The organism is Streptomyces sp. MS06, assembly GCF_047200655.1.
Taxonomy (GTDB): Bacteria; Actinomycetota; Actinomycetes; order Streptomycetales; family Streptomycetaceae; genus Streptomyces.
Genome location: NZ_JBJZOJ010000051.1, coordinates 1 through 22872, shown reverse-complemented (window position 1 = coordinate 22872; position 22872 = coordinate 1). Strand labels below are relative to the sequence as shown.

Below are 22872 nucleotides of genomic sequence, written 5' to 3'. Positions count from 1 at the left end.
TCCCGTGCCGCCGGCCGGCGGGCCGCCGCTTCGGAGGGCCGCCGCTTCGGAGGGCCGGCCGTCAGCGCAGCCGGGCGACGCGCCACATGGCCAGCACGACGATCGCGGCCACCACCACCGCGTACGTCAGGACGACCCGCCAGTCCGACCTGCGGCCGGAGCCGCGCTGGGGCAGGCCGGGCCAGGTGTAGCCCACCCGGCGGGCGGCCATCATGCCCCAGCCGGCGGCGCAGGAGCAGATCAGCAGGCCCAGCATGGCGATCACGGCGCCGCTGTCGCCGAAGTCGAAGGCGAGCGGGAAGGCGAACATCAGCGAGCCGGTCGCGGCCAGGCCGACGATGGGGGCGAGCTGCCAGATGCGCAGTCGGCGCTGCGGGCGCAGCTCGACCTCGACCTCGGGGCCGGAGGTGAACATTTCCTCGGGCTCCGGGCCGTCCTCGGTCACGCCGTCCTCGGCGCCGTCGGGCCCGTCCGGACTGAGCCGGGGCCCGTCCGGTTCCTCTTCGCCACGTTCGGTGGTGAAGGGTTCGGTGCTCTGTGCGGTGTCACGAGGGCCGGCCTCCATCGCCACGCGCCCTCCCAACTCGGCTCCACTTGGTCGATCGAAGGTCGATGATGGCACGGCGCCGAAGGCCCGGATGGCGGCCGGGGCGTCCCGATGCCATGACGTGATCAGGCTGTAACCGGTCGTTCGACCAACGACAGGGCGAGTCGCGGAAGTTCCGCCCGATCCGCGGCGGCCCCACTCAACCAGTGCACCCGCGGGTCGCGTCGGAACCACGAATCCTGACGGCGCGCGAAGCGCTTGGTGGCACGGACGGTCTCCTCCCGGGCCTCCTGGAGCGTGCACTCGCCGGCGAGCGCCGCGAGGACCTGCTGGTACCCCAGCGCACGCGAGGCCGTGCGTCCCTCGCGCAGCCCCTGCGCCTCCAGCGCGCGCACCTCCTCGACGAGCCCCGCCTCCCACATGCGGTCGACCCGGTGCGCGATGCGCTGGTCGAGTTCGGGGCGCGCGACGTCGACGCCGATCTGCAGGGTGTCGTAGACGGAGTCGTGGCCGGGCAGGTTTGCCGTGAAGGGCTGGCCGGTGATCTCGATCACCTCCAGGGCCCTGACGATCCGGCGGCCGTTGCTGGGCAGGATCGCGCGGGCCGCCTCGGGGTCGGCGGCGGCCAGCCGGGCGTGCAGTGCGCCGGAGCCGCGCAGGGTGAGCTCCCCCTCCAGTCGGGCCCGGACCTCGGGGTCCGTGCCGGGGAACTCCAGGTTGTCCACGGCACCCCGGATGTAGAGGCCCGAGCCGCCGACCAGGACGGGCCACCGGCCGGCGGCGAGCAGCGCGTCGATCCGTTCCCGGGCGAGCCGCTGGTACTCGGCGACGGATGCCGTGACGGTCACGTCCCAGATGTCGAGCAGGTGGTGCGGCACGCCTCCGCGCTCCTCGGGCGTCAACTTCGCGGTACCGATGTCCATCCCTCGGTAGAGCTGCATGGAGTCGGCGTTGACGACCTCGCCGCCGAGTTGCTGGGCCAGAAACACGCCGAGGTCGGACTTTCCGGCCGCGGTGGGGCCGACGACGGCGAGGACGCGGGGGGCGGGGGCGACGATGCTCACCGCACCAGTCTCGCAAACCTCGCACGGTGCCCTCGAACGAGTGAGGTGACACCGCTGACCGCGGTTCGTTTCCCGTTCATGGCTCCCGCGGCCGGTTCAGGAGAGCCGGTGGCCGGGCCGCGCAACGGCGCGTGCCGGGTCCGCGCGGGAACGCTCCCGCACAAGTACCGTATGGAGTGATCATGGGCGTTTTCGGGAAGTTCTTCCGGAGGTCGCGGACCGCGGAGGAAACGGAGTCGTCGGCGGTTGGACCGGTGGAGGAGACCGGGTCCCCGGTGGAGGAGACACGGTCCCCCGCAGAGGGGACGGCGGCCGCTCCCGGGGCGGAGGCAGCGGACGGAGCCGGGGACACGGCGCCGCAGGATCCGGCCGAGGAGGGCGCCGAGGCGGAGACCGCGCCGGCCGTGGAGACCGCACCGGCCGCACCGTCCGCGTCGGAACAGGCCACCGGGATTCCGTCGCAGCAGTCCGTGGGGGAGGCGGCCGACAGCACGGTCGGTGACGGCGCACGCGCCTGACGGCCACGCAGCGCCGAGCAGCGCCGAGCAGCGCTGAAGTGTCCTGGGGCCGCACGCCGGCCCCGGCCGGTTGCAGTCCCCCGAGCGGGGCACCGGGGTCCGGTGCGGCGGATCGCGTCGCGGACGCGGGGTGGGTCACGCACGGCTGCGGCGCTGCCTTCGGCTGCCGGGGCTCCGGGCCGCCGCCCTGCCCGGGACTGCGGCCGAACGCGCCGGGGGTCCCCGTCCGGTGGCACTCCCCGGTCGGCACGACCACCGCGGGCGCAGCGCCGGGACGGCGCCGTCCGCGCCCCCGACCGGCGCGTGGACGTCCGAAGCATCCGGCTCCGGACCCGTGCGGCGTGCGAACGTCCGGGCCCGTGCGGCGTGCGGGCCAGCCGGACGGTCAGGCGGGGAGCCGCTATGACCAGGCCGCGACCAGGTACCCCACCCCGTACGGAGCGCCCTCGTAGAGCAGTGCACCGGTCAGACCGGCGTCCGCGGCGGCCCCGGCCAGGACCTGCCAGGGCGCCCGGCCGGACGCTTTGAGTTCCCGAGCCAACTGCACGTCCAGGGTCCCGAGCGCCGCCACGTCCGCCGCAGCGAGAGCCCGCGACACCGCTGCGTCGAAGGGCGCCGCCCGCTCGTCGAGGTAACCGGGCGCCTTGAGGGTGCGGCAGGCGCTGCCGTCGCCCATGACCAGGAGGGCGACCCGTTCGGCCTGCGCGGCGATCACCCGCCCCTCCTCGGCGCATTGCTCGGGAGCGAGACGTTCCGGCACCGCTCGTCCCTCGAGCGGCGCGTCGGCCCACCCGACGCGCCGCAGCAGCCAGGCGGCGACGGCGAGCGAGGCCGGCAGTCGGGGAGCCTCACCGCCGCCGGACCCCGCTGCGGCGGCCGGCTCGTCCTCCGCGTGACCCAGTACCACCTCGACGTCCACGCCGAAGCCGCGGAAGCCGCCCCGGGCGCCCTCCGTGTGACGACCGCCCTCCGCGGCCGGCCCGACGACCACCAACCGGTCGGGGCGGGCAGCCGCGAGGACGCCGAGCGCGTCCGTACACGCGGCGCGGACAACGTCGAGCTCGGGTGCGGCGCCCGCGGCGACCTCGGGCACGAGCAACGGTGGACCGGGGCAGACGGCGGCGGCTACAAGCATGATCGGCAGGGTAGCCCGCGCACCGCGCCCGTGGAGCCCTTGAGGCCGACGGCGCCGCACGGCCTCCGCGGGCAGCCGCAGGCAGCCGCGGAGAGCGGACGGGCGCAGGGGTTACGGGCGCAGGGCGTACGGGGGCAGGTCAGTCGCAGCCGCAGGCGCTTCCCGTGGCGACCGGCGACGGCGCGGGCGCGCCGATCGTGGGCAGACCGAGCATGACGCCGGCCGGCTGCGCGGCCTCCTCGGCGTTGCGCTTCTCCCAGGCGTCCCCCGCACGCGTGCGGCGCACGTCCAGGACCGGCTTCTCGGCGAGGAGGTGGTGCGGGGCGGCGTACGTGACCTCCACGGTGACCACGTCACCGGGGCGGACCTCCTGCTCCGGCCTGGTGAAGTGCACCAGGCGGTTGTCGCGGGCGCGCCCGGACAGGCGGTGGGTGGCGCCGTCCTTGCGGCCCTCGCCCTCGGCGACCATCAACTCCAGGGTGCGGCCGACCTGCTTCTTGTTCTCCGCCCAGGAGATCTCCTCCTGGAGGGCGACGAGCCGCTCGTACCGCGCCTGGACGACCTCCTTGGGAATCTGGCCCTCCATGGTGGCGGCCGGGGTTCCGGGCCGCTTGGAGTACTGGAAGGTGAACGCCTGCGCGAACCGCGCCTCGCGCACGACGTGCAGTGTCTGCTCGAAGTCCTCCTCGGTCTCACCGGGGAAGCCGACGATGATGTCGGTGGTGATCGCCGCGTCGGGGATGGCGGACCGGACCTTCTCGATGATCCCCAGGTAGCGCTCCTGGCGGTAGGAGCGGCGCATCGCCTTCAGCACGGTGTCGGAGCCGGACTGCAGCGGCATGTGCAGTTGCGGCATCACGTTGGGCGTCTCGGCCATCGCGGCGATCACGTCGTCGGTGAAGTCGCGCGGGTGCGGCGAGGTGAAGCGGACCCGCTCCAGGCCGTCGACGGTTCCACAGGCACGCAGCAGCTTGCTGAAGGCCTCGCGGTCGCCGATGTCGGAGCCGTAGGCGTTGACGTTCTGCCCGAGCAGGGTGATCTCGCTGACGCCCTCCGCCACCAGGGCCTCCACCTCGGCCAGGATGTCGCCGGGGCGGCGGTCCTTCTCCTTGCCGCGCAGCGCGGGGACGATGCAGAAGGTGCAGGTGTTGTTGCAGCCGACGGAGATCGAGACCCACGCGGCGTAGGCGCTCTCGCGCCGGGTGGGCAGCGTCGAGGGGAACGCCTCCAGTGACTCGGCGATCTCGACCTGAGCCTGCTCCTGGACGCGGGCCCGCTCCAGCAGGACGGGCAGCCTGCCGATGTTGTGCGTGCCGAAGACGACATCCACCCAGGGCGCCTTCCGCACGATGGTGTCGCGGTCCTTCTGCGCAAGGCAGCCTCCGACGGCGATCTGCATACCGGGCCGCCTGGCCTTCTGCGGAGCGAGCCGGCCGAGGTTGCCGTAGAGGCGGTTGTCGGCGTTCTCCCGCACCGCGCACGTGTTGAAGACCACCACGTCGGCGTCGCCGTCCGAGCCTTCGGGGGCGCGCACGTACCCGGCGTCCTCGAGCAGCCCGGACAGCCGTTCGGAGTCGTGGACGTTCATCTGGCACCCGTAGGTGCGCACTTCGTACGTCGGGGTCGTCTGCGCATCCACTGCGGGGCTCCGGTCGCTGCTGCTCATGGGGTCAAGGGTAGGCGGTCCGGAGAGAGCCCCGCCCCGGCGCCTGCCGCGCGGCCGGGGGCGGTGAGCGGACCGGGCACGGCGCCGCCCCGCCGGGCCTCGCGGCCGGGCCCTCCTCCTCGCCCCGCGTCGACCTGCACGGCGGGAAAGTCGCGTCGGTGGATTCCGGCGCACAGTCTTGTCAGGGACATGCATTCCTCCTACAGTCCCAGCCGAGCCGAAGGAATGGGAGCGCTCCCACACTCCACGCGGAAGCGCCCCCGCCCCCATACTCCCCGACCCTTCGGAGAGGATCCGCATGCGACCGTCACCGCCCCCTGCCCGCACCTCGCGCGGCCCGCTCGTCGCGCTGCTCACCTCGCTCCTCACGCTTGCCGCGCTACTGACCGGTGTGTCGACGGCCGGCGCCGACACCACGATCTGCGAGGAGTTCGGGTCGACGACGATCCAGGGCCGCTACGTCGTGCAGAACAACCGCTGGGGCACCGGCGAGGCCCAGTGCATCGACGTCACCGACTCCGGCTTCAGGATCAGCCGGGCCGACGGCTCCACCGCCACCAACGGCGCCCCCAAGTCGTACCCGTCCGTCTACAACGGCTGCCACTACACCAACTGCTCACCCGGCACCGAACTCCCCGCCCGGCTCGACGGCATCTCCAGCGCACCCACCGGCATCTCGTACGGCTACGTCGCCGACGCGGTGTACGACGCCGCGTACGACATCTGGCTCGACCCGACGCCGCGCACGGACGGGGTGAACCAGACCGAGATCATGGTCTGGTTCAACGAGGTCGGCCCCGTCCAGCCGGTGGGATCGCAGGTCGGGACCGCCACCGTGGCGGGACGCCAGTGGCAGGTGTGGTCGGGCAACAACGGCGGCAACGACGTGCTGTCCTTCGTCGCGCCGTCCGCGATCACCAGCTGGAGCTTCGACGTCATGGACTTCGTCCGGCAGGCCGAATCGCGGGGGCTGGCACGGGAGAGCTGGTACCTCACCAGCGTGCAGGCCGGCTTCGAACCCTGGCAGAACGGGACCGGGCTCGCCGTGACCTCCTTCTCCTCGTCGGTCGAGACGGGCGGCACCGGTCCCGGCGACCCGGGGGACCCCGGGAACCCGGCAACCTGCACGGTGACGTACACGACCAACGTCTGGCAGGGCGGCTTCACCGCCGACGTCACCGTCGCCAACACCGGCTCCTCCCCGGTGGACGGCTGGCAGCTCGGGTTCACCCTGCCGTCCGGACAGCGGATCACCGGCGCCTGGAGCGCCGCCGTCTCCCCGTCGTCGGGGGCCGTCACCGCGAGCGACCTCGGCTACAACGGCCAGATCGCGGCCGGCGGCCAGGTGTCCTTCGGATTCCAGGGCACCTACGGCGGCAGCTACACCGATCCGGCCGGCTTCACCCTGAACGGGGCGACCTGCAGTACCGCCTGAGACCGCTCTCCGCAGCACGCTCCGGGGGCCGTCCGCCCCGCGCCCGCACTCCGCCCGGGCGGGCCCCCGGAGCCCCGCGGCGACACCCCCCGCGCTGGGACCTCTCCCGGAAAGACAACCCACTGATCCGGCCCGGACCTCCTCGCCCGCCCGGGTGGAATCGCCCCGGGCGGGCGGGGCCCCACACCCCGCCGCCCGCCGACCGGGCGGCGCGAGGCCTCCACCGGGCACGACGACAAGCAGCACGACGACAAGCAGCACGACGGCGAACAGCACGACGGCGAACAGCACGACGGCGAACAGCACGACCAAGGACGGAGAAACGGAGAGAGGAAGGAGAGAGACCATGACGCGACGCAGCAGGATCCTGTCGCTGGCGGCGGTCCTGTCGACGCTGGTCGCAGCGTTGGGCCTGGCCGTTCTCGGGCAGGGCCGCGCACAGGCCCACGGGGTGGCGATGCTGCCCGGTTCCCGGACCTACCTGTGCTACCTCGACGCGCTCACGCCGACCGGCGGACTGGACCCGACCAACCCCGCCTGCCAGGACGCACTCGCGCAGAGCGGTTCGACCTCGCTGTACAACTGGTTCGCGGTGCTCGACTCCAACGCGGACGGCCGGGGCCCGGGCTACGTACCGGACGGCACCCTCTGCAGCGCCGGAGACCGGGCGCCGTACGACTTCTCGGGCTACGACGCGCCCCGCTCGGACTGGCCCCGCACCCATCTGACCAGCGGCGAGACGATCGAGGCGCAGTACAGCAACTGGGCAGCCCACCCGGGTGAGTTCAGGGTCTACCTGACCAAGCCGGGCTGGTCGCCCACCTCCCAGCTGGGGTGGGACGACCTGGATCTGATCCAGACGGTGAGCGACCCGCCCCAGGTGGGCACGCCCGGCACCGACGGCGGCCACTACTACTGGGACATGCCGCTGCCGTCCGGCCGCTCCGGTGACGCCCTGCTCTTCATCCAGTGGGTCCGCTCGGACAGCCCGGAGAACTTCTTCTCCTGCTCCGACATCGTCTTCGACGGCGGCCACGGTGAGGTGACGGGCATCCGGGACTCCGCCCCCACCCCCACCCCCACATCGACCCCGACCACGACCCCGACAGCCACGCCGACGCCCACGGCCACGCCGACGCCGACGCCCACTCAGTCGGACCCGACCATCGGCGACTGCACGGCCACGTACTCCGTGGTGAACTCCTGGAGCGGCGGGTTCCAGGCCTCCGTGGAGGTGTCCAACGCCGGCACCGCTGCGCTCGACGGCTGGTCCGTGAGCTGGAAACCCGCGTCCGGCACGCAGATCAGCACCCTGTGGAACGGCGCCTCGTCGACCGGAGCGGACGGGACGGTCACGGTCCGCAACCTGGACTACAACCGCACAGTGCCCCCCGACGGCAGCGTCAGCTTCGGCTTCACCGCCACCTCCGCCGGGGACGACCTGCCGACCGGCGCGGTCGGTTGCGTCACGCCGTAGCCGCCCGCCCGGTCAGCCCCGCACCTGCTCGCTGTCCGGTCCCGGCACGGGGCCGGACAGCGGTGCGGGCACCGCGGGCGGTCCGGCGGCCGACCGCTCCCGCCTGGGGAGCATGATCGTGCGGGAGAGGACGAAGGTCACCGGAACAGCGGCCGCGGAGGCGAGCAGCGGTGCGTACCGGCTGCCGACCCCCAGGACGTCGACGAGGACGTAGACGCCGACCGTGGTGGCCAGGAAGTTGGTCGCGTTCGTCAGGGGGAAGAGCAGGAACTTCCGCCAGGTCGGCCGGGTCCGGTAGGTGAAGCGCGCGTTCAGGAAGAAGGATCCGGTCATGCTGATGGCGAATGCCAGGACATGGGCCGCGAGATACGGGAGAAGGAGCAGGAACAGCAGGTAGAAGCAGTAGTAGGTGGCCGTGTTGACCACACCGACCGCCACGAAGGCGAGGACCTGACCGGACAGAGGTCGTGCGGCTGAGGATGGCATCAGGCGATGAGGTCCTTCGTGTGCGGTCCGGTGCGCGGCCCTCGGCTCGGTCGGGTGCTGCTCCGCCTCATGGTAGATGCGGCCGTCGTCACCGCTTGTGACGTCGGCCGCCTGCGCTCTGCCGTTGCCGGAGAGTACCCCGCCGAGCCTGCGGCGCGGTGGGCCCCGCCCACCGGGTCCGTGGGCGGGTGCTCCCCGTGCCGCCCGGCTGCGGCGGGCGGCACCGGCGGGCCCGCCGACCGGCGGTCCACGCCGGTGCCCCTGGTCAGCGAGGCGGCTCGCCTGGCAGGATCGCGGGCATGTCCAAGGTGCTCCCCCGGATCGGCGGGCGCCGGGCCCTGCAGGGCGCGGCGGCCGGCGTCGTCGTTCTCGGCCTGCTGCTGTGGTGGTTGCTGCCGCTCGGCGAGGAGGCGCCCACCGGGTCGATCACGATCAGCACCGGCACGCCGAGCGGCGTCTACCAGGACTACGGCAAGCGGCTGCGCTCCGCCCTCGCCAAGGACATGCCGGACCTCAGGGTCAGGTTGCAGAACAGTGAGGGGTCCCAGGAGAACGTGACACGGGTGGCGACGGGCGAGGCGGACTTCGCCATCGCCGCGGCCGACGCCGTGGAGACCTACGCGTTGCGCCACGGGCCGGGGGCCGGCGGACTGCGCGGCGTGGCCCGCCTCTACGACGACTACATCCAGGTCGTCGTCCCGCGCGACTCCGGCATCCGGTCGGTGGCGGACCTGCGGGGCAAACGGGTGAGCATAGGGCCGCCTGAGTCCGGGGTGCGGCTGATCGCCGACCGGGTACTCAAGGCGGCGGGCATCGACCCGGGGAAGGACATCATCCCGGAGAGCGGCGGCATCGCGACGGCGCCGGGGCGGCTGCAGCACGACATGATCGACGCGTTCTTCTGGTCGGGCGGGGTGCCCACGGGCGGAGTGAAACAGCTCGCCGACTCCTTCGCCATCCGGTTCCTGCCGATAGAGGCAGATCTCGTGGCCAAGCTGCACCACGAGGGCGGTGCCACGCGCTACTACCGGGTCACCAACATGCCGGAGTCGGCGTACCCGACGGTGCAGAACGGATCGGCGGTGCCCACCATGGCGGTGTCCAACCTGCTGATCACGCGGGCGGACGTCGACCCCGAGCTGACCGAGTGGGTGACCCGCACGGTGATCAGAAGCCGGGACGGCATCGGCGCCCATGTGCACTCTGCCCAACTGGTCGATCTGCGGACCGCGATCTACACCGACCCGCTGCAACTGCACGAGGGCGCGAGGCGCTACTACCGGTCGGTCAAGCCCTGACCCGGTTCCCGGGCCGTCCGGGCGGAGCCGGACCCGAGTGCGCCCCCGCAGGCAGGTCGGGTGGAGGCCGGCGGGGAGGCCCACGCAGCGGTCGCGGCGGGCGCACGGGCACGGACGGCCCCGAGCCGGTACGCCCCGCAGCGGCGGCGCGGACCGCGATGCGGCGGAGGCGGGGAGGCCGGTGGACCACGGAGCGGACGGGGAGCCGCCGCAAAGCGGTCGCCGGGTGGTCGCCAGGCTGTCGCCGGGTGGGAACCGATCAGGTCGCGGGACCGTGGCGGGGGACGGTGACGGTCACCGCCAGGCCGCGCGGCTCGTGGTGCCGGTAGGAGAGGGAGCCGCCGCCCGCCGCGAGCAGCGCACGGGTGATGGACAGGCCGAGGCCGGAGCCCTTGACGTTCTGGTGGCGGCCGCTGCGCCAGAAGCGGTCGCCGATGCGGGAGAGCTCCTCGTCGGTCAGTCCGGGGCCGTGGTCGCTGACCACGACCGTGGAGAACGCGCCGTTGGAGCCGACCTCCACCTCGACGGACTCGCCCTCGGGGGTGAACTTGACCGCGTTGTCGATCACCGCGTCAAGCGCGGAGGACAGCGTCACCGGGTCGGCCCAGGCGGTGGTGGCGGGGCAGTCGCCGACCAGCCGGACGCCTCTTGCCTGCGCGGCCGGCGCCCAGGCGGCGACGCGTTCGGCGGCCAGCTGACCGATGTCGGTGGTCTTGAGGTCGGCCTCGGCATGCTCCGCGAGGGCGAGGTCCAGCAGATCGTCCAGCACGCTGGCGAGACGGCGGCCCTCGGCCTGGACGGAGGCGACCTCCTGATGGCCCTCGGGCAGGTCGAGGGCGAGCAGGTCGATACGGAGCAGCAGCGCCGAGAGCGGGTTGCGGAGCTGGTGGGAGGCGTCCGCGACGAAGGCACGCTGCTGCTCCAGCACATCCTCGACGTGGTCCGCCATCTCGTTGAACGAGCCGGCCAGCCGCCTGAGTTCCGGTGGCCCGCCGGCCGCCGCGACCCTGGACTTCAGACGCCCCGTGGCGATGTCGTGGGTGGTGGCGTCCAGCACGCGCACGGGCCGCAGCACCCACCCGGTGAGCCGCAGCGCCGCGCCCACGGCGAGGAGCATCGCGGCGATCAGCCCGGCGGCGATGACCAGCCAGCCGTGCAGGATGCGCGCCCGCATCTCCCCCGTCGGCGAGTCGGTGACCACGACGGCCACCACGTCGCCGTCCCGGATGACCGGCGAGGCGACCACCAGCCGGCCCTGCTGCCAGGGCCACACCTGTTCGGGGTCGTGGCTGCGGCGGCTCAGCAGCGCCTCCGCGAAGGCGGCCCGCACCTCACCGCTGCGCGGGAGGAAGAAGTCGGCGGGCGCGCGGGCCATGGGAGTGTCGGCGCGGTAGAAGACCCCGGCGCGGATGCCGTAGACCTCGTGGTAGCTGGCGAGCTCGCGGCGGAGCGTCTCCAACCGCTCCTCCTCGGGCTTCTCGCCGCCCGCGGGACTGGTGTTCACGTACTGCGCCAGGGAGGCGAAGCGGGCCGTGTCGTCGATCCGGTCCACCACGACCTTCTGCTGCTCGGCCGCGGCCAGGCTGACCGCGAGCGGAATACCGAGCGCGAGCAGCACGGCCGCCATGAGGACGATCAGCAGCGGCAGCAGACGTGTGCGCAACCCGTCCCCGCTAGGCGGCCGGGGCGACGAGCCGGTACCCGACGCCGCGTACGGTCTCGATCAGGGCCGGCATGCGCAGCTTTGACCGCAGCGAGGCGACGTGCACCTCCAGGGTGCGGCCGGTCCCCTCCCAACTGGTCCGCCAGACCTCACTGATGATCTGCTCCCGCCGGAACACGACGCCGGGGCGCTGGGCGAGCAGGGCGAGGAGGTCGAACTCCTTGCGGGTGAGCTGGATCACCGCACCGTCGACGGTGACCTGGCGGGTGGGAAGCTCGATGTGGACGGAGCCCAGGCTCAGCGCCTCGTCCGCGGGGCCGGCAGCCTCGTCGTGGGCGGTGCGGCGGCTGACCGCGTGGATGCGGGCGAGCAGTTCCCCGGTGTCGTACGGCTTCACCACGTAGTCGTCGGCACCGAGGTTGAGCCCGTGGATGCGGGAGCGCACGTCGGAACGGGCGGTCACCATGATCACGGGGGTGGCGGTGCGTTTGCGGATCTTGCCGCAGACCTCGTAGCCGTCCTGGTCGGGCAGGCCGAGGTCGAGCAGGACCACACCGAAGCCGGGCCCCTCGGGGACCAGCGCCTGCAGGGCCTCCTCGCCGTTGCGGGCGTGCGTGACCTCGAATCCGTGCCGCGCGAGGACCGCGGAGAGAGCGGCTGCGACATGGTTGTCGTCCTCGACGAGGAGCAGCCTCATCCCAGCCTCCTTCCGTTCATCGGGCAGACTATGCCGTTCGGCAAGCACGCGCGCACGCGCGCGGGCACCATGGCAGTCACGCTGATGGACGAGTGCGCCGTCAAGTGGGTTCCGACCGCCGGCACCTTCCGTTATGCGGCCGATACGTGGACCGGGGTCGCATGCCGGCCACTGCTACGACAGGTGTCCGATTGCTATCGGATCGTGATGCTCAGATTCCCCTCAGATGTAATGACGCTGTTCGGAAGCGCTGATTACTGTCCTCCGAAACCGAGGAGGACGGAGCCAGGAAGCGATGACCGAAGTATCGGTGGCCGGGGAAGACACGGCCGCGACCGACGAACTGGTCGTCCTGAAGAGCGTCAACAAGCACTTCGGCGCGTTGCACGTGCTCCAGGACATCGATCTGACGATCGCCCGCGGTGAGGTCGTCGTGGTGATCGGGCCCTCCGGGTCCGGCAAGTCCACGCTCTGCCGCACCATCAACCGCCTGGAGACCGTCGACTCCGGCTCGATCACCATCGACGGCCGGCCGCTGCCCCGGGAGGGCAAGGCCCTGGCCCGGCTGCGCGCCGACGTGGGCATGGTCTTCCAGTCCTTCAACCTGTTCGCGCACAAGACCGTGCTCGAGAACGTCATGCTGGGCCAGATCAAGGTCCGCAGGACGGACAGGAAGCAGGCCGCGGAAAGGGCCCGTGCCCTGCTCGACCGGGTCGGCGTCGGCGCGCAGGCCGACAAGTACCCCGCACAGCTCTCCGGCGGCCAGCAGCAGCGCGTGGCCATCGCGCGGGCCCTGGCGATGGACCCGAAGGTCATGCTGTTCGACGAGCCGACCTCGGCCCTCGACCCGGAGATGATCAACGAGGTGCTGGAGGTCATGCAGCAACTCGCCCGCGACGGCATGACGATGGTCGTGGTGACCCACGAGATGGGGTTCGCCCGCTCGGCCGCCAACCGCGTGGTGTTCATGGCGGACGGCCGGATCGTCGAACAGGCCACACCCGACCAGTTCTTCAGCAATCCGCGCAGCGACCGCGCCAAGGACTTCCTGTCGAAGATCCTGCACCACTGACGGCGCCCTCGCGCCGGCCCACCGACGACCCCGCGCACCCCGACGGACCGCCTCACCCGCCCCCGCCGGCCCGCTCCTGTTCACCACGCAAAGGAAGTCCACGATGAAGCTCCGCAAGGTCACCGCCGCCTCCGCCGCCGTACTCACCCTCGCCCTGGCCGCCACCGCCTGCGGTGGCGACGACAGCAGCTCCGGCTCCTCCGGCAGCAGCTCCAAGATCAAGATCGGCATCAAGTTCGACCAGCCGGGCCTCGGCCTGAAGCAGCCCGACGGCTTCTCCGGCTTCGACGTGGACGTGGCCACCTACGTCGCCAAGCAGCTCGGCTACCAGCCGGACCAGATCGAGTGGGTCGAGACCAAGAGCGCCGACCGCGAGAACGCGCTCCAGCGCGGCGACGTGAAGTTCATCGCCGCCACGTACTCGATCACCGACAAGCGCAAGGCCAAGGTCGACTTCGCCGGCCCGTACCTGCTGGCCCACCAGGACCTGCTGGTGAAGAAGGACTCGACCATCACCAAGGCCACGGACCTCAACAAGAAGAAGCTGTGCTCCGTGACCGGCTCCACCTCGGCGCAGAACGTCAAGAACGACTTCGCCCAGGACGCCCAGCTCCGCGAGTACGGCGGCTACTCGGAGTGCATCGCCGGCCTGCAGAGCGGCGCGGTGGACGCGGTGACCACCGACGACTCGATCCTCGCGGGCTTCGCCGCGCAGGACAAGTACAAGGGCCAGTTCAAGCTGGTCGGCGCGAAGCTGAGCAACGAGAACTACGGCATCGGTGTGAAGAAGGGCGACACCGAGCTGCTCAACAAGATCAACGACGCGCTGAAGAAGATGGAGAGCGACGGCGCCTGGCAGCAGGCCGTCGAGAAGAACTTCGGCCCGGCCGGCTACCAGAACGAGCCCGCGCCGCAGATCGGGAACATCGTCAAGTAGCGCAGGACACCGCACGCTCGGGGTCCCCTCGGTGAGCGCCGCCGCCCGCCCGCGTCCCGGCGGCGGCGCCCGCCGCACTCCACGTACGCCACACACCCGGAAGCGCGGGAGATCGTGTTCGACTTTCTTGAAGGCTACGACGTCCTAGGGGCGTTCTGGATGACGGTGAAACTCACCGTCTTCTCCGCCGTGGGGTCCCTGATCTGGGGCACCCTGCTGGCCGCGATGCGGGTCAGCCCGGTCCCGCTGATGCGCGGGTTCGCCACCGTCTACGTCAACATCGTGCGGAACATCCCGCTGACGGTCATCATCGTCTTCAGCTCGCTCGGCCTCGCCGACATCTTCGGCGTGACGATGGGCGCGTCCGACGACTTCGCGCTCCAGGGCTTCCGGCTGGCGGTACTGAGCCTGGTCGGCTACACCTCGGCGTTCGTCTGCGAGTCGATCCGCTCCGGCATCAACACGGTGCCCCTCGGCCAGGCGGAGGCGGCCCGGGCGATCGGGCTGAACTTCAGCCAGACCCTCCGGCTGATCGTGCTGCCGCAGGCCTTCCGCTCGGTCATCGGCCCGCTGGCCAACGTCCTGATCGCGCTGACCAAGAACACGACGGTGGCGGCCGCCATCGGCGTGGCCGAGGCCGCCACGCTGATGAAGGAAATGATCGAGAACGAGGCCCAGACCCTGGCCATCGGGGCGGTCTTCGCCTTCGGCTTCGTGGTACTGACCCTGCCCACCGGCCTGCTGCTCGGCTGGCTCGGCAAGCGACTGGCGGTGAAGCGATGAGTTCCGTCCTCTACGACACTCCGGGCCCCCGCGCCAAACGGCGCAACGTGGTCGTCTCGGTCGTCTTCGTCGTCCTGCTGGCCCTGGCGGCCTGGTGGATCTGGCGGGCGCTGGACGACAAGGGCGAGCTGGAGTGGGCGCTGTGGAAGCCCTTCACCAACTCCCCCGCCTGGACCACCTACCTGCTGCCCGGGCTGGTCAACACGCTGAAGGCGGCGGCGCTCTCCATGGTGATCGCCCTGCCGCTGGGCGCGTTCTTCGGCATCGCCCGCCTCTCCGACCACCGCTGGGTGCGGGCCCCCGCCGGTGTGGTGGTCGAGTTCTTCCGCGCCATCCCGGTGCTGCTGCTGATGCTGTTCGCGAACGAGTTCTTCGCCCGCTCCACGGACGTCACCAGCAGCAACCGGCCGTTCTACGCGGTCGTCACCGGTCTTGTGCTCTACAACGCCTCGGTGCTGGCGGAGGTCGTCCGCGCGGGCATCCTGGCCCTGCCCAAGGGGCAGACGGAGGCCGCCTACGCGGTCGGGCTGCGCAAGGGCCAGACGATGACCAGCATCCTGCTGCCGCAGGCGGTCGCGGCCATGCTGCCGGCCATCGTGAGCCAGCTCGTGGTCATCGTGAAGGACACCGCGCTGGGCGGTGTGATGATCGGCTACACGGAGCTGCTCAACTCGCGCAGCACCCTCGCGGCGAACTACGCCAACGTGGTGCCCAGCTTCATCGTGGTGGCGCTCATCTACATCGTGGTCAACTTCAGCCTGACCTCCTTCGCCTCCTGGCTGGAGGGCCGGCTGCGCCGCAGCAAGCGCGGCACCGGCGCGGTGCTCGGCGCCGAGGAGCCCGAGGAGTCCAACCCGGCGGAAGTCGGCGGCACGTACGGAACCGGCGCCGGCGAGGGCGCGGTCTGACCAACCGTCAGTGCGATTGACCCGTACGGAGGCAGCGGCGTGATCACCGCTGCCTCCGTCGCTTGACGCGGGCAGCGGCAGTGGGTTGCATACGTTCTGTGATCGTGCACCCCGCTCCGGCCCCCTGTTCACCTCCGTCCACCGGAACGCTGCTGCAAGCAGGGAGCGCCGCGCCGTGGACCCGGTGATCATCGCCGGGGCCGGGCCGGTCGGGCTCACGCTCGCACTGGCACTGGCCCGCCAGGAAGTGCCCACCGTCGTCCTCGACGAGGGCCCCGGCAAGGACGAGCCGCGGCTCGCGCGGACGGTCGTGCTGCGCGAGGACACCACCGCGCTGCTGGAGCGGCTCACCGGTGTACCGCTCACCGAGGTCGGAGTGCGCTGGGCCGGATGGCGCTCCATGCGGCGCAAACAGGTGATGCGCGCGATCTCGTTCGGGGAGTCCGACCCCGCTCCCCTGCACCTCGCCCAGCACACGCTGACCGGCGTCCTGCGGTCCGCCCTGGAAGCCGAACCCCGCGCCCGGATCGCCGTGGACAGCCGCCTGGACGGCCTCGAACAGGAACCGGGCGGTGTCACGGCGCACACCCGCGGCCCGAAGGGCACATGGTGGCGGGGCAGTTACCTGGTCGGCTGCGACGGCCCGCGCTCGACGGTCCGCAAGATCCAGGACATCCGCTTCCCCGGGCGCACGGCGGTGGAACGGCACGCGGTCGCCGCACTGCGGACGGAACTCCCCTGGCCGGGCGAGGCGCTGCTGCAGCGGATGCCGCCCTGGCGCACCTCCGGCCCGTCGGCCGGGGAGATCACCGGCCGCCCGCTGCCGGAGGGGGTGTGGCGCCTGGACTGGCTGCTGCCGCCCGGCAAGGACCTGGTCACACCGGAACTGCTGGTGAACCGGGTGCGGGAGACACTGGCCGGCTGGGCGGGCGGCACCACTCCGCCCTACGAACTGCTCGACACCGGCGTCCACACCGTCCACCACCGCCTGGCCCGCCGTTGGCGCGCCGGCCGGGTCTTCCTCGCCGGCGACGCCGCGCATCTGCTGGGCGCGGTCGGCACGCAGGGACTCGACGAGGGACTCCGGGACGCCGACAACCTGGCCTGGAAACTGGCGCTGGCCTGGCACCACGGGCCGCACGAGACCCTCCTCGACAGCTACCAGGCCGAGCGGCGCGCGGTGGTCGCCTCCCGGCTGCGCACCGCGGACCAGGTGCTGCCCCTGCTGCGGGGCGGCGCGGGGCTGCGGGCCTACGTGCCGGGCACGGCCCGGGGACACGACGCGCTGCTCACCGAAGGTCACCTGGGACGTGGTCCGCTGGGCGAGCCGGGGAAATACACCGGATCCCCGCTGGCGCCCCGGCACCTGGAGGCGGAGGTGCCCGTGGACACACCGCCGGGCGCTCCGGTGACGGACGTGCGGGTCACCGCGGAGGACGGATCCTTCGTACAGCTGCGCGACCGACTGGGTCGCGGCGCGCTGCTCGTGGTCCTGATCGCGCCGGGGACCGGCGTGTGGGAGCGCAGGCACTGGGTGTCGGCCGGGATCATGCCCCGGCTGGTGGCCGCGGTGAGCGCCCTGCCGCACACCGCCGAGCTGCTGGTCGCCGAGGAGTACCCGGGCGCGGCCGCCCACACCGTCCTCCTGGTGCGACCGGACGGCCACCTGGTCACCGCGCTGGGCGGGGTGCGCCCCGCGGACCTGTACGCGGCGGCGGAGGCGGTCGTGGGCGGTGCGGCGAAGTCGGACGACCCGGCGGGTCCGGCAACGCCGTAGCGGATCTCCGCAGCGACCGCCCCACCATTGCGGGAGCGGACGCTGCAGCCCCCGGCCGTGGACGACCGCTGCCGGGCGCGCGGCAGGGCCGTGAGGGGTGTGGGTTGTGGCTGTCGTGGGTCGGCGACTCTGCTTTCCGGCTGTTTGCCGGCACCCGGTCGCCGGTGACCCGCGCCGGCGCCGGCGGACGCGTGGTGCCCCGAACGCGATCGGCGCCCCCGCGCGTCCACCGTGTCCAGGGCCTGGGGTGAACGGACGTCAGAATCCGTCCCCGCCGAGATCCTCCGTGTCCTCGCCCTCGTCCTCCAGTGCCTGCCGTACGACGCGCAGGGCCATTCCCTCCGGATAGCCCTTGCGGGCGAGCATTCCGGCCAGTCGGCGTAGACGCTTGTCGCGGTCGAGACCACGCGTGGCGTGCATTTTGCGGGCGACCAGTTCCCGGGCGGTGGCCTCCTCCTGCTCGGTGTCGAGCTGGGAGACGGCCTCGTCGATCAGTGCCGAGTCGACGCCCTTGGTTCGCAGTTCCCGGGCGAGCGCGCGCCGGGACAGTCCTCGGGCGTGGTGCCGGGATTCGACCCACACGTCCGCGAACGCGCCGTCGTCGATCAGGCCGACCTCCTCGAACCGGGACAGCACCTCCTCTGCGGCTTCCTCCGGGATCTCCCGCTTACGCAGGGCGTCCGCGAGTTGCTTCCGCGTGCGCGGGGTCCCGGTGAGCAGGCGCAGGCAGATCGCCCGTGCCCGCTCGACCGGGTCCCCCGGAGGTTCCTCCTTCTCGGCCCTCGACGAGAAAGATGAACTCCCGTCCTCACCGGGCGGCCCGCCGGAGCCGCCACGCCGCCGACCGCGCCCCCGGCGGCCGGACGTGCCGTGCCCGCGGTGCGATGCGCCGGCCGCACCGTCGCCTTCATGCCCGTGCCCGTCTGCCTGCAGGTCATCGCCGGCACCGACCTGCCCGTGCCCGTGTCTGCCCCCGTCCGTCCCGTCGGAGCCGGGTTGCCCTTCCGCGCTCCGCCCCCGCGGTGCGTCGAGGGGGGCGTACTCGGCCCAGTCGGTTCGCCGTGTCACGGATCAGCTCTTGGCGGCCGCGGTCTTGGTCTTCGCGGTCTTGGCCGCCGAGGGCGCGGGCACCGCCTTCGCGGCACCGTCCGCAGACGTCGCGGTGGCGACCGCCGGGTCGGTACCGGGTGCGGCGGCGGGCTCCTCGGGATGCACGCCGACGCCCAGCTTCTCCTTGATCTTCTTCTCGATCTCGTTCGCCAGGTCGGGGTTGTCCTTGAGGAAGTTGCGGGCGTTCTCCTTGCCCTGGCCCAGCTGATCGCCCTCGTACGTGTACCAGGCGCCGGCCTTGCGCACGAAGCCGTTCTCCACGCCCATGTCGATCAGACCGCCCTCGCGGCTGATGCCCTGGCCGTAGAGGATGTCGAACTCGGCCTGCTTGAAGGGCGGAGCGACCTTGTTCTTGACGACCTTGACCCGGGTGCGGTTGCCGACGGCCTCGGTGCCGTCCTTCAGGGTCTCGATACGGCGGATGTCCAGACGCACCGAGGCGTAGAACTTCAGCGCACGGCCACCGGTCGTGGTCTCCGGCGAACCGAACATCACGCCGACCTTCTCGCGCAGCTGGTTGATGAAGATCGCGGTGGTCTTGGACTGGTTCAGCGCACCGGTGATCTTCCGCAGGGCCTGGCTCATCAGGCGGGCCTGGAGACCGACGTGGCTGTCGCCCATCTCGCCCTCGATCTCGGCGCGCGGGACGAGCGCGGCGACGGAGTCGATGACGATCAGGTCGAGCGCGCCGGAGCGGACCAGCATGTCCACGATCTCCAGCGCCTGCTCGCCGTTGTCCGGCTGGGAGAGGATGAGCTGGTCGATGTCGACGCCGAGCTTCTTGGCGTACTCGGGGTCGAGGGCGTGCTCGGCGTCGACGAAGGCGACGGTGCCGCCGCCCTTCTGGGCGTTGGCCACGGCGTGCAGCGTCAGCGTGGTCTTACCGGAGGACTCCGGTCCGTAGACCTCGACGACCCGGCCGCGCGGCAGCCCGCCCACCCCCAGTGCCACGTCGAGCGCGGTCGACCCGGTCGGGATGATCTCGATGGGCTCGTTCGTGCGCTCGCCCATGCGCATGACCGCGCCCTTGCCGAATTGCCGTTCGATCTGTGCGAGGGCGGCATCCAGGGCCTTCTCGCGGTCGGTTCCTGCCATGGGTTCCACCCGGTTTGCTTGAGTCGATCGCTTCACGTCAAAGACGCTAACGCCTGCCACTGACAATGCGCCCCGACGCCGGCCCGGCCTGTGGACAACTGGCTGGCACATCCACCCGAACCGGGTCGAAATCCCCCTGCGGAAGCCTTGCCGGAGCCTCTATGAGAATAGATGTTCGATTTTTGTGTCAAGCGCACCGCGCGGCACATCCGAGACTACGCTCGCGGGTCCGCAACCGGCGGGACACACCGCGCCCCGGCTCCACCTCGCGGCCACACGGCCGTCGCTGGCCCGGCTGCCGTACCGCACGTCCCTGGGCGAACCGCGCCGGCAGCGGCTCGTCGCAGCGTCGGACTGCTGAGCGACCGCTGCCGGGGCGGTCGGGCTGTGGGCGGTCTCATCCCATCCGGTCACACCCGGCTCCACCCCGGTCCGTGCCGCCTCCTCAGCCCGGCTCCGCGCCCGCCTCGGCCGCCCCCGGATCCGTCCGCGCACCGGTCCGCCCCCACGGTCCGCGAGCGCCGAGCGGCAGGTTCGGGCCCGCGCCCCGTCTCCGGTGGCCCTGGACCCGCGGATCGTCGGTGACGTCGTACCGCTTCACGTAGGCGCCCAGGAAGGCCTGCAGGGTGGCGACCGCCGGGATGGCGATCAGGGCGCCGACGGCACCCAGCAGGGCGGTGCCGGCGATGACGGAGCCGAAGGCGACGGCGGGGTGGATGTCGACCGTCCTCGCGGTCAGTTTCGGCTGCAGCATGTAGTTCTCGAACTGCTGGTACACCACGACGAAGGCCAGCACCCACAGCGCGTACCAGGGATCGACGGTGAAGGCGATCAGCATCGGCAGGGCCCCCGCGAGGTAGGTGCCGATGGTGGGGATGAACTGCGAGACCACACCGACCCACACGCCGAGCACGGGCGCGTACGGGATGCCCAGCGCCTGGAGCAGCACGTAGTGCGCGATGCCGGAGATCAGCGCCATCAGCCCCCGCGAGTACAGGTAGCCGCCCGTCTTGTCGACGGCTATCTCCCACGCGCGCAGCACCTCGGCCTGCCGGTTGGGGGGCAGGACCGAGCAGATGGCGCGGCGCAGCCGGGGGCCGTCGGCGGCGAAGTAGAAGGAGAAGAGGCCGATCGTCAGCAGTTGGAACAGGCCTCCGAGGACCTGCGCGGAGACGTCGAGCACACCGGTGGCGCTGTTCTGGACGTACTTGCGCAACCAGTCGGAGCGGAGCAGCCCCTCCTGCACGTCGACCCGTCTCAGGTCGGTGTGGAAACTCGCGTTGATCCATCTGATGACGGAGTCGAGGTAGTCCGGGAACCCCTCGACCAGCTTGATGATCTGACCGGCGAGCATCGAACCGAGCAGGGTGACGAACCCGGCACTCACGATCAGCAGTCCCAGGAAGACCAGGAAGGCGGCGAACCCGCGGCGCAGGCCGCGGGCGGCCATCCAGCTCACCGCGGGCTCGATGGCGAGGGCCAGGAAGAACGCGATGAGGATGTTGATCAACAGGCCGGTCAGCTGGTGGAACGCCCAGCTGCCCAGTTGGAAGACGGCGATCAGGGCGAGGGCCAGCACCATGGCCCGCGGCAGCCAGCGCGGCATGCGGGCGCTCGGCCGGAGGGCGCCGCCGGCCGGCGGCGCGTCGGACGGGGACGCTGATGCATGCGGGACCGGATGCCCGGACTCGTCGGTGGTTGCCACGGGCCAAGTCTCACCCACGCCGCTGACAAACGGGAGTCTCGCGGTGGCCGGCCCGCCCGTGGCCGGACTCCGACGCCGCGGGTGGACCGGGTGCGCCGTCCGTTCAGCGCCTCTCCTGCGGGACGTCCATCACCGTGCAGACCACGCGCCAGACGTCCTTGGCGTCCCAACCGGCGTCCAGGGCCTCGTGCACCGTACGCCCGCCGAGCTGCGTCATCACGTGATCGCGCGCGAAGGTGTCCGCGTAGCCCGCTCCGAAGTGCTCCGCCATACGCTGCCAGAAGACCGTCAACCGCATGCCCCCAGTATCCCGCCCCGGGGGGTCGGCCCGTGCCGGGACGGCATCCGGAGACCGCTTTCCGTCCTACCGTCTGCCCATGGCCGAAACCGGAGCATCCCCACTCCCCCCTACGTCCACGGCACGCTCCCCGCTCTTCCGTGCCGAACACTTCGTCTGGCTCACCGCACGCGTACTGGAGCAGCGCCTTTTCGCCCACCTCTTCCTGAACGGCGGCGCGGATCCGGTGGAGACCGCGCTGGACGCCTACCGCAACGACGACGGCGGTTACGGCCACGCCCTGGAGCCGGATCTGCGCGGCCCGGTCAGCCAGCCGCTGCACGCCGCGCGCGCCCTGCACGTCCTGGACTGCACCGGCCGCTGCGGCGGACAGCGTGTGGAACGGGTGTGCCGCTACCTGACGGCCGTGTCCACCCGTGACGGGGCGCTGCCGGCGGTCGATCCCGGCCAGCGCGGCTACCCCGCGGCCCCGTTCGTCCCGATCGTGGACGATCCGCCCAGCGACCTGCTGGCCACCGGGCCGGTGGTGGGACTGCTGCACCGCAACGAGGTCTGGCACGCCTGGCTCTTCCGCGCCACCGACTACTGCTGGCAGCGCATCGAGACCCTGCGGGACTCGCACCCGTACGAGATCGAGGCCGCGGTCGCCTTCCTGGACCGCGTCCCCGACCGCTCGCGCGCCGAGGCGGCCGCCGACCGGCTGGGCCGGCTGGTGCGCGAGCACCGGCTGGCGGTCCTGGAGCCGGACGACCGCGCCACCTACCCGGTGTCCCCCGGGTACGCCCCGGGCGAGCACCACTTCCCGCACGACTACGCCGCGACGCCACGCTCGCTGGCCCGCGCCTGGTTCACCGACGAGGAGATGGCCCGCTCCCTGGACTTCCTGGCAGCGGAGCAGCAGGAGGACGGCGGCTGGCCGGTCCGGTGGCGCAAGTGGGCGTCGGCCCCGGCCCTGGAGGGGCGTTCGATCGTGACGATCGAGGCGCTGCGCACCCTCAGGGCGCACGGTCGCCCGATCGGCTGAGCACCGGGCGCGAGCGTCCGGCGCCCGCGGCCCGGAGTCCCTCCGGGCGCGGGCGCCCGTCCGGGCGGGGGCCGTACCGGCCGGGGTCGAGCCGACGCGTCCGGGCCGCGACGTCCGGGCCGGGTGCCGGCGGGGCGGACCCGGGCGCCGGGCGGGGGGGGGGGGGGGGGGGGGGGG

At 72.1% G+C, this 22872-nt stretch carries 21 protein-coding genes; 10 read left to right on the top strand and 11 right to left on the bottom strand.

Annotated elements, in window-relative coordinates:
- Positions 1-61: 61 nt before the first annotated feature.
- Positions 62-565 carry a hypothetical protein gene (locus ACL02U_RS24390; protein ID WP_412793081.1) on the bottom strand — a complete coding sequence of 168 codons (504 nt, stop codon included), beginning with the start codon at positions 563-565 and terminating at the stop codon, positions 62-64.
- A gap of 107 nt (positions 566-672) precedes the next feature.
- Positions 673-1611 carry a tRNA (adenosine(37)-N6)-dimethylallyltransferase MiaA gene (gene miaA / locus ACL02U_RS24385; protein ID WP_412793057.1) on the bottom strand — a complete coding sequence of 313 codons (939 nt, stop codon included), beginning with the start codon at positions 1609-1611 and terminating at the stop codon, positions 673-675.
- Between the two features lie 275 nt (positions 1612-1886).
- Between miaA and ACL02U_RS24380 the strand changes: the two genes are divergently transcribed.
- A complete protein-coding gene (locus tag ACL02U_RS24380; protein WP_412793056.1) occupies positions 1887-2129 on the top strand; it encodes a hypothetical protein in 243 nt (80 codons plus the stop codon).
- A gap of 400 nt (positions 2130-2529) precedes the next feature.
- Here ACL02U_RS24380 and ACL02U_RS24375 read toward each other — a convergent pair whose 3' ends face one another.
- Together ACL02U_RS24375 and miaB are read right to left on the bottom strand one after the other, a co-directional pair.
- Entirely contained in the window at positions 2530-3264 is a 735-nt protein-coding gene (locus ACL02U_RS24375) for a class III extradiol dioxygenase subunit B-like domain-containing protein (protein ID WP_412793055.1), read from the bottom strand.
- Between the two features lie 139 nt (positions 3265-3403).
- Entirely contained in the window at positions 3404-4930 is a 1527-nt protein-coding gene (gene miaB, locus ACL02U_RS24370) for a tRNA (N6-isopentenyl adenosine(37)-C2)-methylthiotransferase MiaB (RefSeq protein ID WP_412793054.1), read from the bottom strand.
- A gap of 298 nt (positions 4931-5228) precedes the next feature.
- Between miaB and ACL02U_RS24365 the strand changes: the two genes are divergently transcribed.
- Together ACL02U_RS24365 and ACL02U_RS24360 are read left to right on the top strand one after the other, a co-directional pair.
- Positions 5229-6365, top strand: coding sequence for a GH12 family glycosyl hydrolase domain-containing protein (locus tag ACL02U_RS24365; protein WP_412793053.1), 1137 nt, complete (start codon positions 5229-5231; stop codon positions 6363-6365).
- A 346-nt stretch (positions 6366-6711) separates the two neighbouring features.
- Positions 6712-7842, top strand: a complete 1131-nt coding sequence (locus ACL02U_RS24360) for a lytic polysaccharide monooxygenase (RefSeq protein ID WP_412793052.1) — start codon at positions 6712-6714, stop codon at positions 7840-7842.
- Positions 7843-7854: 12 nt separating this feature from the next.
- On the opposite strand, the gene ACL02U_RS24355 is transcribed toward ACL02U_RS24360, so the two are convergent.
- The gene (locus tag ACL02U_RS24355; RefSeq protein WP_412793051.1) at positions 7855-8328 is read right to left on the bottom strand and encodes a GtrA family protein; all 474 of its coding nucleotides are present in this window, start codon (positions 8326-8328) and stop codon (positions 7855-7857) included.
- Between the two features lie 299 nt (positions 8329-8627).
- Between ACL02U_RS24355 and ACL02U_RS24350 the strand changes: the two genes are divergently transcribed.
- Positions 8628-9626: a TAXI family TRAP transporter solute-binding subunit gene (locus ACL02U_RS24350; protein ID WP_412793050.1), complete on the top strand. Its 999-nt coding sequence runs from the start codon at positions 8628-8630 to the stop codon at positions 9624-9626.
- A gap of 259 nt (positions 9627-9885) precedes the next feature.
- Here the strand turns inward: ACL02U_RS24350 and ACL02U_RS24345 are convergent, their stop codons facing one another.
- Both ACL02U_RS24345 and ACL02U_RS24340 read right to left on the bottom strand, forming a co-directional pair.
- Complete coding sequence (locus ACL02U_RS24345) at positions 9886-11289, bottom strand: ATP-binding protein (protein WP_412793049.1); 1404 nt, start codon at positions 11287-11289, stop codon at positions 9886-9888.
- A gap of 10 nt (positions 11290-11299) precedes the next feature.
- Positions 11300-11986, bottom strand: a complete 687-nt coding sequence (locus tag ACL02U_RS24340; protein ID WP_412793048.1) for a response regulator transcription factor — start codon at positions 11984-11986, stop codon at positions 11300-11302.
- Between the two features lie 295 nt (positions 11987-12281).
- Here ACL02U_RS24340 and ACL02U_RS24335 point away from each other — a divergent pair, with 295 nt between their 5' ends.
- The 5 genes from ACL02U_RS24335 (at position 12282) to ACL02U_RS24315 (ending at position 17463) form a co-directional block, all read left to right on the top strand.
- The gene (locus ACL02U_RS24335; RefSeq protein ID WP_412793047.1) at positions 12282-13058 is read left to right on the top strand and encodes an amino acid ABC transporter ATP-binding protein; all 777 of its coding nucleotides are present in this window, start codon (positions 12282-12284) and stop codon (positions 13056-13058) included.
- A 103-nt stretch (positions 13059-13161) separates the two neighbouring features.
- On the top strand, positions 13162-13995 hold the full coding sequence (locus ACL02U_RS24330) for a glutamate ABC transporter substrate-binding protein (RefSeq protein WP_412793046.1): 834 nt from the start codon (positions 13162-13164) through the stop codon (positions 13993-13995).
- 114 nt (positions 13996-14109) lie between these two features.
- Complete coding sequence (locus tag ACL02U_RS24325; RefSeq protein WP_412793045.1) at positions 14110-14778, top strand: amino acid ABC transporter permease; 669 nt, start codon at positions 14110-14112, stop codon at positions 14776-14778.
- Entirely contained in the window at positions 14775-15686 is a 912-nt protein-coding gene (locus ACL02U_RS24320) for an amino acid ABC transporter permease (protein ID WP_412793044.1), read from the top strand. The genes ACL02U_RS24325 and ACL02U_RS24320 overlap by 4 nt, the downstream gene beginning before the upstream one ends.
- Before the next feature lie 175 nt (positions 15687-15861).
- Positions 15862-17463 (top strand): FAD-dependent monooxygenase, encoded by a 1602-nt coding sequence (locus tag ACL02U_RS24315; protein WP_412793043.1) that lies wholly within the window; start codon positions 15862-15864, stop codon positions 17461-17463.
- A gap of 258 nt (positions 17464-17721) precedes the next feature.
- Here the strand turns inward: ACL02U_RS24315 and recX are convergent, their stop codons facing one another.
- The 4 genes from recX to ACL02U_RS24295 form a co-directional block, all read right to left on the bottom strand.
- On the bottom strand, positions 17722-18531 hold the full coding sequence (gene recX, locus ACL02U_RS24310) for a recombination regulator RecX (protein ID WP_412793042.1): 810 nt from the start codon (positions 18529-18531) through the stop codon (positions 17722-17724).
- A gap of 3 nt (positions 18532-18534) precedes the next feature.
- Positions 18535-19668 (bottom strand): recombinase RecA, encoded by a 1134-nt coding sequence (gene recA / locus ACL02U_RS24305; RefSeq protein ID WP_412793041.1) that lies wholly within the window; start codon positions 19666-19668, stop codon positions 18535-18537.
- Between the two features lie 445 nt (positions 19669-20113).
- Entirely contained in the window at positions 20114-21373 is a 1260-nt protein-coding gene (locus ACL02U_RS24300) for an AI-2E family transporter (protein WP_412793040.1), read from the bottom strand.
- Positions 21374-21476: 103 nt separating this feature from the next.
- Positions 21477-21671, bottom strand: coding sequence for a DUF3046 domain-containing protein (locus ACL02U_RS24295; RefSeq protein WP_412793039.1), 195 nt, complete (start codon positions 21669-21671; stop codon positions 21477-21479).
- Positions 21672-21750: 79 nt separating this feature from the next.
- Between ACL02U_RS24295 and ACL02U_RS24290 the strand changes: the two genes are divergently transcribed.
- Entirely contained in the window at positions 21751-22695 is a 945-nt protein-coding gene (locus ACL02U_RS24290) for a hypothetical protein (RefSeq protein WP_412793038.1), read from the top strand.
- The last annotated feature ends 177 nt before the right edge of the window (positions 22696-22872 follow it).

What these genes read in the sequence shown, in the direction of transcription:
- ACL02U_RS24290 (WP_412793038.1), top strand. Translation starts at nt 21,751, where the DNA reads ATGGCCGAAACCGGAGCATCCCCACTCCCCCCTACGTCCACGGCACGC.
- ACL02U_RS24330 (WP_412793046.1), top strand. Translation starts at nt 13,162, where the DNA reads ATGAAGCTCCGCAAGGTCACCGCCGCCTCCGCCGCCGTACTCACCCTC.
- ACL02U_RS24320 (WP_412793044.1), top strand. Translation starts at nt 14,775, where the DNA reads ATGAGTTCCGTCCTCTACGACACTCCGGGCCCCCGCGCCAAACGGCGC.
- ACL02U_RS24390 (WP_412793081.1), bottom strand. Translation starts at nt 565, where the DNA reads ATGGAGGCCGGCCCTCGTGACACCGCACAGAGCACCGAACCCTTCACC.
- ACL02U_RS24335 (WP_412793047.1), top strand. Translation starts at nt 12,282, where the DNA reads ATGACCGAAGTATCGGTGGCCGGGGAAGACACGGCCGCGACCGACGAA.
- ACL02U_RS24360 (WP_412793052.1), top strand. Translation starts at nt 6,712, where the DNA reads ATGACGCGACGCAGCAGGATCCTGTCGCTGGCGGCGGTCCTGTCGACG.
- ACL02U_RS24375 (WP_412793055.1), bottom strand. Translation starts at nt 3,264, where the DNA reads ATGCTTGTAGCCGCCGCCGTCTGCCCCGGTCCACCGTTGCTCGTGCCC.
- ACL02U_RS24365 (WP_412793053.1), top strand. Translation starts at nt 5,229, where the DNA reads ATGCGACCGTCACCGCCCCCTGCCCGCACCTCGCGCGGCCCGCTCGTC.
- miaB (WP_412793054.1), bottom strand. Translation starts at nt 4,930, where the DNA reads ATGAGCAGCAGCGACCGGAGCCCCGCAGTGGATGCGCAGACGACCCCG.
- ACL02U_RS24340 (WP_412793048.1), bottom strand. Translation starts at nt 11,986, where the DNA reads ATGAGGCTGCTCCTCGTCGAGGACGACAACCATGTCGCAGCCGCTCTC.
- recA (WP_412793041.1), bottom strand. Translation starts at nt 19,668, where the DNA reads ATGGCAGGAACCGACCGCGAGAAGGCCCTGGATGCCGCCCTCGCACAG.
- ACL02U_RS24355 (WP_412793051.1), bottom strand. Translation starts at nt 8,328, where the DNA reads ATGCCATCCTCAGCCGCACGACCTCTGTCCGGTCAGGTCCTCGCCTTC.
- ACL02U_RS24295 (WP_412793039.1), bottom strand. Translation starts at nt 21,671, where the DNA reads ATGCGGTTGACGGTCTTCTGGCAGCGTATGGCGGAGCACTTCGGAGCG.
- ACL02U_RS24350 (WP_412793050.1), top strand. Translation starts at nt 8,628, where the DNA reads ATGTCCAAGGTGCTCCCCCGGATCGGCGGGCGCCGGGCCCTGCAGGGC.